Below are 13,368 nucleotides of genomic sequence, written 5' to 3' on the forward strand. Positions count from 1 at the left end.
GCATCACAACCATTAGAAATTGCAGCTTTTAAAGCCTCCATATTTCCCGCCGGAGCTAGTAATTCAGTCATTTTTTTCTCCTTATACCCTTAAATTAAAAAAAATTTGTAGTTACTTGTGATACGTTCTCCGTAACATGGAGCTGCATCACCATAGCTATCCTTGAGTTTATCCCGATGGAGCAGCATGATGCTGTGACCCAGCGCATGGAGGATATGACGCGGGCTTACTAGGATTCAGTATGTGAGTCAGACTGTAAAGTGAAAACAGAAACGGTTGAGCCATAGTGATAACGGAGCAGCTTTCAAAGAAACGATTAAGGAAGCCGTCACCGTTGGCGTTGGACAGCATGATGTAGTGATCGAGCTTATTGATACTTTGACGCGCGGCGTATTACCAATCTATCGGCTCGGGTAAAGCCTATGCACAGCAAGTAGCAAGAGAAGCAATAGAATATCATGCGTAATGAAAAAGAGAACACCTACGATGGACATTCTCCTTTGTGTGGCTTGTTAAATGTGGGGTAAGGTGGTGTGTGAATATGGTCAGGTGTCGATACATCGCCCATCTCACATTGTTTTTCTAGATTCGCCAGGGGCTCCAGGTCAAGCTGAGGCACTTCAGTTGCTAGGCTTTGATTTCAAAGGTTGTATTTTTTTCATTTCCAACCAATTTACAATTTTTTCGCCGTTACTTGTGATACGGTTCACCGTAACACTCTAACGTCGAATGTAAGGGCATCCATTTGGATGCCCTTCGTAGTAGATTTGATATAGAAGTTGTGAACGGTGAACCGCTGCTTTTATCTCCCACAATTCGTTGGTGTGTGATGCGGGCTTAAGTCGTTTACTGCGCGGTCCACCCTCCGTCAACCATTAGCGTGACGCCCGTTACCATGTCGCTTGCCGGCGAAGCCAGATAAATGACCGCACCTGCGACATCGCTGATCTCAGCCAGTCGTCGGCTGGGTACTCTCGCCAGTACCCCTTCTAAATAAGCGGGATCATCCAGACGATCTGAATTTCCTGGCGTGTATGTAAAGGTTGGCCCGACTGCGTTCACATTCACACCCTTAGCAGACCATTCCAATGCCAGAACTTTCGTCAACTGATTAACCCCGCCCTTGGAGGCGCAATATACAGCGTGATCTACGATGCCAACGACACTAGCCTGTGAGCTCATATTTATGATCTTGCCATATCCCTGAGCAAGCATAATCTTCCCTGCCGACTGACAACAGAAAAACAAACCTTTGAGATTAACATCCATCATGTTGTCCCAATCTTCTTCTGTAACATCAACTGCTGGATGATTGTCGCCCAGTCCGGCATTGTTAACTAAAATATCCAATCTTCCAAAGTGCATTTTTACCTGATGTATTACTAGATCGATCTCCTTAACATCCTGAACATCCAGTGCAAAAGCTACAGCGTCGCCTCCGTTAGCCCGGATTTCCGATACTAATTGATCCAGTTCTTCCCCGTTTCTTGCTGCAACAGCAACCTTCGCGCCAGCGTGAGCCATTGCTTTTGCAAGCCCAAACCCGATCCCTCTACTAGCTCCTGTTATCACGGCAATCTTGTCAGTCAAATCAAATTGCGGGTACATCTTAGAGAGCACCCTCTTCCTTGCATTCATCTATTTTATATATTATTGTTTCATAGCTATCCGCCCATAATGCCGAAGAATCTTTCTCGGTGTGAAGATCATCCCTTCCAGTGCGATAGAGCATATTTCTCCTATCTTTGATAAATTCGTCTACATGGGCTTTCTCATCAAAATGAACGAGCACAGCATCCTCTGACAAATTAACGATAACCAAAAACTTGACGCCTTCGTGCTGCCTAATATAGGATAACACCATTTTTTCCGAGTTACGTACGAACTCTAATTCACCCGCCCAAAATGCCGGCTCATTTATTCGAAGATGGATCAGGAATTTATAGTGCTCGAACATCCGTGTATCAAATGAATCCCAGTTGAGTCTTATATTCATCGAATAAGGACGTCCATGTTTCCATCGTATTCTCATTAAATTCCTGTCCCATCATGACGAGGGGAACGCCTTCGAGCGTCAATAAGATCGAAGCAGCTGGTCCGGCATGCTCCACGCCTAAATACTCGTAGATTCTGGACTGTTCTTTCTCCTCAAGCCAATTCATCCTCAACGCGTTTTTAGGAAAGCTGTACTTGTATGAGTTATGGATCGTGATGAAATCCTGCTGCGTAATCGTTCCCTCGATCATCTGACGAATAAGAATGCGAGGATTGCCGTTGTAGGTCAAATCACAGGATTCAAGATGATGATATTCGTCGTAGGACTGAGAGATCAGGATAAGATCCGATTTGACTTCCTGCAAGGCTTGCTTGATCTCCGTGAGGAAATCATAAGGGGTTATGTCCGAATCATCCAATCGAATGCCGTCAAAATCAAACTCGGTAATCCAGTATTTCATGGCCTCGATGACATACTGCCTCATGTCGCGATTGCTAAACTCTAGTCCGGCAAAATATTCGCGAAGAGGCACGTCATAATAGATTTCCCCTTGGTCATTGTGCGTAAAATATTCCGGATGACTTTTCGTCAGAATATGATCTGCGCTGGCGCGGTTCAAGACCCAATCCAGAATGACTCGGATCCCGTTCTCATGGGATTTGCGCATAAAGAACAATACATCCTCTTTCGTTCCGAATGCCGGGTCAATCGAATAAAAGTCTTTTACCGCATAGGGGTCGCCGTATGTACCGATCCTGCGTTCTTGACCCACTTCGTTGAACGGCATCAGCCAAAGCGTATTAATTCCCAGCTCTTTGAAATAGCTTATCTTGTCAGCTAGTCCTCGGAAACCGGTGTCCGTGAACGCACGGAGATGCAACTCATAAATAACCGATTTTTTAATCCATTCCGGACTAGGAAGTGCCATAAAGTTCTCATACATATACCCCGGATGACTTATTGATATATCATTCGTTCGAATGAGCACATCGCCATCTTCGGTTACCGTAATCGCCGAGTTATTCTGCGCATCTTCCGACACACTTGGATTGAGCGGGTCTAAAATCCATGCTTCCCCGTTCACCACGAATTTGTAAAGATGCCTTCCCTTAAAAATAGGTAATTCAATTTCCCAACCGGTCCCATCTTCCATTCTGTTCATGTAATTTCGATCGCCGTTCCAATTATTAAAGGTCCCTGCTAAGGCAACGCTATCAACAGGCGTATCCGTATAATAAACAAATCGTACACCTTTCGTTCCCTTTGTTGGAGATTTAGTTAGCACGGGATGACCTCCCTTAAGTAGACTCTTGACTCATAGGGCAAAAGGCGTTCCTCAGCCAGCGTTTCATGCGTATTTGAATCTACATTGGATAACAGTAATTGAATGGATGGGTCAGCTAGAACCTTTCGAACCTCCACGTGTACCGATGTGGCTGCGAAGTTCATAACTACGATCAATTGTTTATTTCCTAACGTCCTGGTAAAGGCCAGAATGGATGAATGGTCAGGGAGAAGGGGTTCGTATTTGCCATACACAGCAACGAGATGTTGTTTGCGAAGTGCAATCAGTTGCTTGTAATAGTTCAAGATGGAGTTTGGTTCTTTCTCCCTTCCCCTACATTGATCCAGCTCGCATTGGGATTCGCTTGAATCCACGGCGTTCCGGTTGTGAACCCGCCATGCGGATGGTCATTCCATTGCATGGGCGTTCGGGCGTTGTCTCTGCTGGATTGGTGGATAGCCCTCATGATCCGATTCTCCGTCCAACCTTCCTTCTGTGCCAGGCGATAAAATTGATGGGTCACGCTATCTCGATAGTCATCGATGGCATCCAACTTAATATTCGTCATGCCGATTTCTTCCCCTTGGTAGATATAGGGAGTACCTTCCAGCAGAAACATCAGGGTTGCCAATAGCTTCGCGGACTCGATACGGAAATCTTGATCATTTCCAAAACGGGAAACTGCTCGCGGTTGGTCATGGTTGCTCCAGAAGTTAGCATTCCATCCTTTGGCGTGTAATTTCGTTTGCCATTGATTTAAAATCTCTCTGAGTTCAGACAACTGCCAAGGCGTCTTTTCCCAGCTTTCAAGACCTTTATTGTTATTGTCCATGCTAATATGCTCAAAGTGAAAGACCATATTAAGCTCGTCTCGATTTTCGCCTACATACAACAAAGCTTCTTCCGGACCCGTGTTAGCCGCTTCCCCGACGGTCATGATGTCATAGTGACGGAACACTTCGTGATGAAGATGTTGAATATGATCGTGTACCTTGGGCAGATTCGAGAAGTAATGATGCGCGGATACGATTTTCTCATGAGCCGGCGCTTCTGCATCCGGATAACCGTCCATCTTGACGATATGATTGATCGCATCGATACGAAATCCATCCAAGCCTTTATCCAGCCACCATCGTACCATGCGATGAAGCTCCTCTATTAAAAGCGGATTCTCCCAATTCAGATCCGGTTGCTTTCGGTTGAAAATATGCAAATAATACTCATCCGATTGTTCATCATATTCCCATGCAGAACCTCCGAAGAATGATCCCCAGTTCGATGGCGGCTCATTGTTTTCTTTTCCTTTTCTCCAAATATAATAGTCCCGTTTAGGGCTGTCTTTGGATGCACGGGCTTCTACGAACCAAGGATGTTCGTCCGAGGTATGGTTTAAAACGAGATCGGCGATCACTTTGATGCCCCTGCGATGCGCTTCGTCCAACAATTGGCCAAAGTCTTCCATCGTTCCGAACTCTTCGGATACCGCATAATAATCGCTGATATCATAACCGTTATCATCGTTTGGCGATTTGTAGAACGGACAGATCCAAATCACGTCAACACCTAAATCGTGGAGATAATCCAGCTTTGAAATAATCCCTTGAAGGTCTCCAATGCCATCCCCATTAGTATCCATGAAACTTCTCGGGTAAATTTGATACACGACACTTTCTTTCCACCATTTCCTTGCATACGCTACTTCTTGCACCATATAGAGTCACCTCGAAGATTTTTTATAAATTCTCTTCTTCTATCGTATCCGTATTGAAATAGGCTTCCAATACCCGATACCACTCCATCATGATGCTATTCTGTTGTGTTCATCCGCTCCTACCATGAATGGTGTCTTTAAAGCTTTTAGGAGAACAATGATGAATTCGTTTAAACAGCTTGTAGAAGTGCGATATATTCGGCAAGCCGACCTGCTCGGCAATTTGAGCAATACTGAGATCCTCGGTCAGAAGCAAGCGTTCTGCATATTTGATTCTGCGATGAATGACATAGTCAGTGAACGTCATACCCAGGGTTTGTTTAAAATATTTAAGGAAATACGTATAGCTGAAATTAACGAGAAGACTTGCCTGCTCCACCGTTATTTTATCGGATAAATGCGCCTCCACATAATCGAAAACTAGCTTTAGCTTGGCATAGTTCATCGATCGGTTGTGATCTAGCTTCCCCTCATTGTCATGACGTAATAATAAAAAGAGACTCTTCTTTACTAAATAGTTAATAGCCATCTCATAGCCTCTTTGCCTCTGTTCATGTTCCCTATGCAATTCTAGTACGGTCGTGTAAAATTGTTTCCTCAGTTCCGCATTGTCTCGAAACAACGAGTTTAACTTGACCAAAGGCATCAATGATTCCTGAAACAAATAAAGAAAAGGGAGCATGTTGGAATCTAAGAATGCCCCCAGCTCGAATTGGATGACCACATAATCAACCACTTGATTTGGTTTTCTCAAATCAAGATGGGGGTGGCAAGAACCCAAAATTAACACATCCCCCGCTCGCAATTGATAAACTTCTTCAGGTGTGTGAATTTCCATTGTTCCAGATCGTACAGCAATAATCTCTAGCTCCGGATGGAAATGCCACCCATGCTGACAGATTACCGTCGTATGAAAGCTGCGGATTTGAATACGAAGCAAAGGATCGTTATAAACAATAGGTTCTTTATATAATTCCATAAGAGAGATACCTCCAGAACAGAGTTCATTCAGATTTTCGCCTCACTAATATATGGTTCTCCGCGCTGTCTGTAACGGCAAGTTATAGATTCATCCTTGCTGTGGCATAGGTCCCAGCACCACGAATAAAGATAAATAAGCGACTGCAGTCATGGCTTGGGGCCATCAGCGGCAGCCGCTTTATTATGCTATTATATCTTATTTGCCGGTTTCCGGCATGATCCAAACAACCTCGCACAAGCGAACAAAGAAGGTCGAATCCCTTTCTTGAATCACGACATGATCTGGTTTTGCATCAACCACCATTCCGCTCACTGATCCCCGAACCGTATCGAGAACCACTCTTTTTCCGATCAGACTGCTTACGGCTGCGTACACGTAAGGCTCAACGACTACGACCTGAATCGGCTGGTTCATGTTCGGCATTGGATACATCGGCTGATTCATGCTCATGTTCATTTGGGGCATTACAGTTGATGGAATCATATTATTCATGCGCGAATCCCTCCATTGCAATAATCATACATAACCGATGTATGAACCCGCCCATGGAATAGTTCATAACCCCGTTGATATATGGGTGAAATCGCAGTTAACAATTACAGTGCAACGCTCCTGCTGGCTTCTCCACAAAAAATTGCCGTTACTTATGATCCTTAGATTAAGGTGGCTATGCTTGGGGATTGCGCCTACCACAGATTTCGCCCTACTTATGGTACGGTTCTCCCCGATTTATCTTCACCGCACGATAAATCTGCTCCACCAGCACCAGCCGCATGAGCTGATGGGGCAGCGTCATGCGGCCGAAGCTCATGCGCTGCTGGGCGCGGCGCATGACGTCATCGGAGAGGCCATGGCTGCCTCCGATGACGAAGACGACATGGCTCGTCCCGTAGGTGCCGAGCCGGTCGATTTCAGCGGCCAGCTCCTCGGAGCTCCAGAGCTTGCCGTCGATCGCGAGCGCAATGACATGCGCTTCGCTCTTGATGTGCGCGAGGATACGCTCGCCCTCGCGCACCTTCACCTGGACAACCTCAGCATCGCTGAGATTGTCCGGAGCCTTCTCATCCGCCACCTCAATCATCTGGAACTTGAGGTAGGGGGTCAATCGCTTGGCGTACTCCGCGATGCCGCTCACCAAATATTTTTCCTTCAATTTGCCTACGCCGATGATTTGAATGAACATATTTTCCTCCTGTGGGATAACCCTATATAAACATCGTGCCGCTGGGAATGTCCGTAACCCTATGCATGTCCTCTGCCCGGCCTTCGTTGTTCCTCTGTAGAAACAGCAAAAGGACGTATCCGTTACGTCCTCTCCGCTTATTGATATCCTCTTATGTTTACCATATTTCCGGGTAAGAATAAACCGGAACCCGCCTTATCTCAGCCATTCTAGTTGATTTTGTTCTTCCTGCTATTCCAGCCCTTCCTCCTGCTCGGCAAACAGCTCGGGCTGTTCTGAGGAGTCATATGCCTGTAGGACAGAATCCAGCAGGCCGGGAAAACGCTCGTTTAGGTCATCGGTGCGCAGCGACAGAATACGTTGGGTGCCCTGCGCCCGTGTATAGACCACGCCCGCTTCGCGCAGCGTCCGGGCATGATGGGACATTGTGGATTTAGCAATCGGCACCTTAAAGCTGTTGCAGGCCTGCTCGCCATGCTTGCGGATTTCTGACACTACATATAAACGGATCGGATCGCTAAGCGCATACAGCACAGATGCCAGCTGGAGGTCCTTGCGGTCCGGATGATGAAGCAGCTTCATATAAAAGACTCCTTTGAAATACAGATGAGTACTTAAATTTCTTTGTAATTTTGCATCTTCCTAATTGCATTTTACATCAGTGCATGCTATATTTCAATTGTTCGTAAGTAATCGAACTATTAAACATTAGAAATAAAGGAGTGGCAATCACATGAGCTCATTACATACCTCTGAGGATCATGCAGGCAATTCAAACGCTGCAGTGGAAGCCACTCTTCCACGCGAAGGGCTGCTGACCCTGCTGTTCAGTGTCGCTGTAGTACTTGTCATTATGAATACGGCTATGTTCAATCTGGCGCTGCCTGATGTGACCGAGGCCTTCGGCATCACAGCTGCATCCGCCTCCTGGATTGTTACCGGGTATTCTATTATGTTCTCGATCGCTTCGATCACATACAGCCGGCTGTCTGATTTCCTGCCGATCCGGCGTCTGCTGATCATCGGCCTGCTTACACTGGGGTTTGCGGCTATAGCCGGCTTTTTCAGCACTAACTTTATCTTCCTGCTTATCGTGCGCATTCTGCAGGCATCAGGTGCAGGGGCGGTTATGTCTCTGTCACTTGTTCTGTTCACCCGTTATGTCCCGCAGGCCCGCCGCGGCAAAGCGATGGCGACCATCATGTCCGCCGTCTCGCTGGGACTGGGCCTTGGCCCGGTCGCAGGCGGTTCCATTGTCGAGTATCTCGGCTGGCACTGGCTGTTCGCAGTAACGGCAGCCATTCTGCTGCTGGTACCATTGTTCCTGTTCCTGCTGCCCAGAGAAGTGCCTGCCCGCGGCACATTTGATGTGCTTGGCGGAGTGTTCCTCGGCGTCGGCACCACAGGCCTGCTGCTGTTCCTGACCAGCGGCCTGTGGGTTGCCCTGATCGCCGGTATGGCCGCGATTGCCTTATTCGTAGGCCGCATCCGCAGCACACCCGATCCGTTCGTGATGCCAGCGCTGTTCCGCAACCGCTCGTATCTCGTGCTGGCGCTGGTCGGGATCGCCTCCTACCTGTGCAGCTTCGCTACCCTGTTCCTGCTGCCGCAGATTCTGACCCATCGCTTCGGCTTCAGCGCCAGCCATGCCGGGCTGGTGATTTTCCCCGGCTCACTGCTGGCGATCTTCGTCTCCCGCACCGTGGGGCGGATCATCGACCGCTATGGCAATGCCGGCATCCTGCGCTTCGCCCCGCTGCTGGTGCTGGCGGCAACCGTGCTGTTCGCTCTCTTCGCCGGACAGTCCTGGATAGCCGTCATGCTGGTCTACATGATTATGAGCCTGTCCTTTACCGTGCTGTCCAGCAGCGTATCGAATGAAATCTCGCGGATTCTGCCTTCTTCGCAGATCGGCTCCGGCATGGGGCTGTTCCAGCTGCTGCAATTCTTCAGTGGAGCGTTCAGCGTGGCGATGGCCGCGAGCGCCCTGGAATGGCAGCGCGGATTGCCGCTCTCCACGGCCTACTCCAACATCTACTGGGGGCTGTCGATTGCCGCTCTGATTGCCATTGTCTCAGCAGTTGCCTACCGGCGCGGCAACAACCGCAGCAGCTCGCTAGCCGATATGGCCGATGCAGCAGACGCATAATGTATCATAAACACACCAAAACACCCCGCAGACCGCTCTCACGGCTGCAGGGTGTTTTTAAGTTACAGCAGTCCTTTAGACCACCAGATATTCCGCATTCTTCTCACATTCCGCACATTTCGCCGGCGGGTCCCAGTCCGAGAACTCGGTCTCCTTCAGATCCACAACATCCGGTGCATCCTCGTACTCGTCCACAAATTTGTCGATGGCCAGCTCTACGTGTTCCTTACATACTACGTACATTCAATCAAGCATCCCTTTCTGTGCCGCTGCGGTGTATACTTCTACTACTGTTCTACCACACTTCCCCGTAAAAAGGAACCTTCCACAGCGTAAAAATCCAGCTTTATTCCCGTCCTGTAAACTTCGTGGTATCCCCGGCAATCAGCATGAGCGCATCCTGCCAGAACGCCAGGGAATGTACATCAATATCCATCAGCTTCGCGGCATCTGCGATACTCCGGGTACTGGTTGCCGAGAGGAACTGCTCATAGCGGCTTACGAAGTCTGCTCCCCGCTTCTTGTACTGCGCAAAGAGCCCCTTGGAGAACAGTAGCCCGAAGGAATACGGGAAATTCAGGAATTCATTGCCTGACATGTAATACCCGGCCTTGCTGATCCACTGGTATGGATGAATCGAATCCTGCAGTACACTGTCGCCGTATGCGGCATGCATCGATTCCAGCATCAGCGCATTCAGCTCGTCCACGGAGAGAGGTCCGGATTTCCTGCGGGCATACAGCCTGCTCTCAAAACAATACCGGGCATAGAAATCTACAATATAATACCCGGCATCCGACAGTCCCCGTTCCAGAATAGCATCCGCTTCCCCGGCGGGTGCAGACTGCAGCAGTTCATAGCCTATCAGACTCTCGCAAAAAATCGACGCCGTCTCCGCAATCGGCACAGGATATTCCGTGTTGACCATACTTTGCCCGGCAAGACGGCTGCTGTGGTAGGCATGTCCGATCTCATGGGCCAGCACGCTCACATCTATATAATTGCCGTTAAAGCTCGTGATCATCCGGCTCTCCCCGATCGGGAAAATATCAACACACATGCCGAAATTCCCTTTGCCGCTCCGCGGCTCGGCATCGATCCAGCGCTGCTCGAACACCTTGCGGGCGAATCCGCCAAGCTCACTGCTAAACCTGCTGAAGCCGTTAATAATCATCGCTTGTGCTTCGGCATAAGAGATGGTAGCCGGAGACTCCCCGCCTATTGGCGCAAACACATCATAAAACGGCAGCTGCCCGGGATAACCCAGCAGTTCAGCTTTTTTGGCATAGTACCGGTGAAATACCGGCAGACTCTCCCGGATCGCCTGCAGCATTACTTGCAATGTCTCCTGATCCATCCGCGAAGCGGCCAGCACTTTATGCAGCGGTGAAGCGTAGCCTCTCAATTCATAGACCGCCGCTGCCTCACCGCATACGGCATTGATGCACGCTGCGCTTTGTTCCGCTACACTGCGGCATGCTTGGTGCTCGGCTTCTGCCGCCGCCTTCCGTACCGCTGCATCCGGGTCATAGACGAGATTCCGCAGCTCAGCCAGCGACAAACTCTGCATTTTCCCGTCCAGCTCCACATCTGTCCGCAGGGTGGACAACGTCCGCATATACAGGCGTTCCCAAGCTTTCGAGCCGGTAGCCTGCATCCGGGCAATCACGGCTTCACCTTCTTCACTCAGCAAATGCTGAGATCTGCCCTGCAGCTCACACAGATAGAAGCTATGCTGCTCAAGATAGGCACTGGAAGCGATACTTGTCTCCAGCATATCCGGATGGATTCTGGCCAGCCATTTGCTGAAGCTTACTAAGGCTTCTCCTGCGCCAAGGGTAACCTCCTCCAGCTCGTCCATCAGATTCATCGCTTCCGTATGACTGCTGTCGGCGCTGAAGCTTAATTCGGCGAAGCTGAACAACCGGAGATAGATGCTTTTGTAAGCATTATATTGTCTAAGGAACTGTTCCATCACTCCGGCGACATCTTGTCCATTATGTAACTGCGAGGCTGACCAAGTACTCAGCTCCCCGGCAAGTGTCTCCACATGCCTGCGGTCCTGCTGAAACAACTCTGACTGAAACGAAGGATAAATCGAGTCCAATTCCCATGTTAACTGCATTTTTAACCCTCTCCTTAACTCTTCAATTATATCACGCTTGCAAATTTGGAGGTCCATGGAAATAATAGATATAATCATACTATCCGGAAAGGAGCACCGCTCATGGTCAATCAGTCCATTACTGAAGGGGTCATCCGCACACGCTCAAAGCTGCGCAGAGATCTGCTAATTTCGATTTTTGATGAGTTCGACGGCGGTATTATGGCCCTAAGCCCGGTCAACCGGTCGGAGAAATACGGCAAAATGGCACAGAGCGCCTTTTCATTCTACCGCGGGAGCGCTTATCTGTTCTATTTTGATACGACCAGGCAGTACTTCCCTTACCATAGCTCGCCCGCCCGTCCTACCTGGATTCAAGGGGATCTGCATTTCGAGAATTTCGGTGCCTTCCGCAGTGAAGACGGGGATATCGTCTATGACGTGAATGATTTTGACGAAGGGTATGTCGGCTCTTATCTCTACGATCTGCTGCGCATGGCGGTCAGTATTGCCCTTGTCGGCAGGCAGCTTGGCTACAGCGATGCGGAGCAGCACAAGTTGATTGAGAGCTACGCAGCAGCCTATTCCCGGCAAATCCGCCGCTTCGCCCAAGGCAAAGACAATCCCGCTAACTTCGTCATCAATGAGGATACCGCCAAAGGGCCGGTGAAGAAGCTGCTCCGCAAGCTGGAAAAGCGCCGGCAGAGCCACTTTCTGGAGAGGGTTACCGCCCAAATGCAGAGCAGCCGGGTGTTCCTGGAGACCTCCGAGCTGCTGATTCCCGGTGCTGCCGAGCAGGCCGAGCTTGAACAAGCCTGGAGCTTCTATACGCAGACGGTGGTCACACGCAGACTGAATGAGGAGCATTTCCGGATCAAGGACATTGCGGTCAAACGCGGTTCGGGAACGGCATCGATTGGACTGGACCGCTATTATATTCTAATCGAGGGCGGTTTGGAGCAGGCTGGCGAGGATGATACCGTACTGGAAGTAAAAGAGGTCCGCGCACCGGTTCCCGCCTATTTCATGCCGTATTCGGAGTCGTTCTGGCAATCCTTTACCCATCAGGGCAAACGGGTATCCGCTACCCAGCAGGCCATGCACCACAAAGCTGATCCCTACCTTGGCTTCCTGACGCTGGGCGGCCGGGACTTCTATGTCAGGGAGCGTTCCCCGTACAAAAAAAGACTCAAGCTAGAGGATATTACTGACTCCGGGGAATTGATCCGGGTGCTGGAGGTGATGGGCAGCCTGACCGCCAAAATGCATGCCCGCGCTGATGCCGACGTCGACAAAGGAATCCTTGGCTATCATAGCGAGCAGGAGATTTCCAAAGCCATGGGCCCCGATCCTGATGCCTTTGCCCGGTACATTGCAGAGTGGGCTTACAGTTATGCCGGACAGGTAGAGAAAGATTACGCTATGTTTAAAGATTGGGTAGTGGAAAGGTACGGTTTATAACAGGAAGAAGAAACGAAATACACATAGATTCTTATATTTCAAAAAAGCTCTCTCTGTCCACAACCGGACAGAAAGAGCTTTTTGGTGTTCTATATTTATTCCCCGGGGGCTGCACTCATAAACGCGCTTGGCCGGTCCAGCTCATACAGCTTGCGGTAGCGCGGTTCCCTGTCCATTAGCTCGGCATGGGTGCCGCGCATTTCCACCTGGCCGTTCTCCATAAAAATCACTTCATCCATTTGTTCTGCGCCTACCAGATGATGTGTGACCCAGATCAGCGTCTTGCCTGCCATAGCCTCGAACATGGTGGCCAGCAGCTCGCGCTCCGTGCGCGGGTCAAGGCCTACCGTCGGCTCATCCAGCACAACCACCGGCGTGTTCTGCAGCAGAATCCGGGCCAGGGCTATCCGCTGGCGTTCGCCGCCGGAGAAGCGCTGCCCGGCCTCGCGCACCGGTGTATTGTAGCCTTCGGGCAGCGAAGAGATCAGCGTATCCAG

The 13,368-nt window shown here is 49.6% G+C and carries 13 protein-coding genes and 1 pseudogene; 3 read left to right on the forward strand and 11 right to left on the reverse strand.

Annotated features, from left to right (window positions below):
* The first annotated feature begins 276 nt into the window (after window positions 1–276).
* A complete protein-coding gene (locus AQR02_RS32605; RefSeq protein ID WP_159067819.1) occupies window positions 277–417 on the forward strand; it encodes a hypothetical protein in 141 nt (46 codons plus the stop codon).
* Window positions 418–846: 429 nt separating this feature from the next.
* On the opposite strand, the gene AQR02_RS22260 is transcribed toward AQR02_RS32605, so the two are convergent.
* The 8 genes and pseudogenes from AQR02_RS22260 to AQR02_RS22290 form a co-directional block, all read right to left on the reverse strand.
* On the reverse strand, window positions 847–1,608 hold the full coding sequence (locus AQR02_RS22260; protein WP_054942603.1) for an SDR family NAD(P)-dependent oxidoreductase: 762 nt from the start codon (window positions 1,606–1,608) through the stop codon (window positions 847–849).
* Window position 1,609: 1 nt separating this feature from the next.
* Window positions 1,610–1,996 (reverse strand): alpha-amylase family glycosyl hydrolase, encoded by a 387-nt coding sequence (locus AQR02_RS34750; protein WP_245237691.1) that lies wholly within the window; start codon window positions 1,994–1,996, stop codon window positions 1,610–1,612.
* On the reverse strand, window positions 1,965–3,281 hold the full coding sequence (locus AQR02_RS22265; protein ID WP_245237675.1) for an alpha-amylase family glycosyl hydrolase: 1,317 nt from the start codon (window positions 3,279–3,281) through the stop codon (window positions 1,965–1,967). Before AQR02_RS22265 ends, AQR02_RS34750 begins: the two co-directional genes overlap by 32 nt.
* Window positions 3,275–4,992 (reverse strand): annotated as a pseudogene (locus AQR02_RS22270) (glycoside hydrolase family 13 protein). Before AQR02_RS22270 ends, AQR02_RS22265 begins: the two are co-directional and overlap by 7 nt.
* Before the next feature lie 109 nt (window positions 4,993–5,101).
* Window positions 5,102–5,971 carry an AraC family transcriptional regulator gene (locus AQR02_RS22275; RefSeq protein ID WP_054942604.1) on the reverse strand — a complete coding sequence of 290 codons (870 nt, stop codon included), beginning with the start codon at window positions 5,969–5,971 and terminating at the stop codon, window positions 5,102–5,104.
* A gap of 198 nt (window positions 5,972–6,169) precedes the next feature.
* Window positions 6,170–6,466: a YuzF family protein gene (locus AQR02_RS22280; protein ID WP_245237676.1), complete on the reverse strand. Its 297-nt coding sequence runs from the start codon at window positions 6,464–6,466 to the stop codon at window positions 6,170–6,172.
* A 211-nt stretch (window positions 6,467–6,677) separates the two neighbouring features.
* On the reverse strand, window positions 6,678–7,157 hold the full coding sequence (rlmH, locus tag AQR02_RS22285; protein ID WP_054942605.1) for a 23S rRNA (pseudouridine(1915)-N(3))-methyltransferase RlmH: 480 nt from the start codon (window positions 7,155–7,157) through the stop codon (window positions 6,678–6,680).
* A gap of 231 nt (window positions 7,158–7,388) precedes the next feature.
* On the reverse strand, window positions 7,389–7,739 hold the full coding sequence (locus tag AQR02_RS22290; protein WP_054942606.1) for an ArsR/SmtB family transcription factor: 351 nt from the start codon (window positions 7,737–7,739) through the stop codon (window positions 7,389–7,391).
* A gap of 151 nt (window positions 7,740–7,890) precedes the next feature.
* Here AQR02_RS22290 and AQR02_RS22295 point away from each other — a divergent pair, with 151 nt between their 5' ends.
* Window positions 7,891–9,306: an MFS transporter gene (locus tag AQR02_RS22295; RefSeq protein ID WP_054942607.1), complete on the forward strand. Its 1,416-nt coding sequence runs from the start codon at window positions 7,891–7,893 to the stop codon at window positions 9,304–9,306.
* A gap of 75 nt (window positions 9,307–9,381) precedes the next feature.
* Here the strand turns inward: AQR02_RS22295 and AQR02_RS31550 are convergent, their stop codons facing one another.
* The gene (locus AQR02_RS31550) at window positions 9,382–9,549 is read right to left on the reverse strand and encodes a CxxH/CxxC protein (protein ID WP_082452016.1); all 168 of its coding nucleotides are present in this window, start codon (window positions 9,547–9,549) and stop codon (window positions 9,382–9,384) included.
* A 103-nt stretch (window positions 9,550–9,652) separates the two neighbouring features.
* Window positions 9,653–11,431, reverse strand: coding sequence for a M3 family oligoendopeptidase (locus AQR02_RS22300; protein ID WP_054942608.1), 1,779 nt, complete (start codon window positions 11,429–11,431; stop codon window positions 9,653–9,655).
* A gap of 102 nt (window positions 11,432–11,533) precedes the next feature.
* Here AQR02_RS22300 and AQR02_RS22305 point away from each other — a divergent pair, with 102 nt between their 5' ends.
* The gene (locus tag AQR02_RS22305; protein ID WP_054942609.1) at window positions 11,534–12,871 is read left to right on the forward strand and encodes a DUF2252 domain-containing protein; all 1,338 of its coding nucleotides are present in this window, start codon (window positions 11,534–11,536) and stop codon (window positions 12,869–12,871) included.
* Window positions 12,872–12,966: 95 nt separating this feature from the next.
* Here AQR02_RS22305 and AQR02_RS22310 read toward each other — a convergent pair.
* Window positions 12,967–13,368 (reverse strand): ATP-binding cassette domain-containing protein (locus AQR02_RS22310; RefSeq protein ID WP_148449184.1); only part of this gene is annotated, 402 nt, incomplete at its 5' end.

This window comes from Paenibacillus ihuae, assembly GCF_001368795.1.
GTDB classification, from domain to species: Bacteria; Bacillota; Bacilli; order Paenibacillales; family Paenibacillaceae; genus Paenibacillus_AQ; species Paenibacillus_AQ ihuae.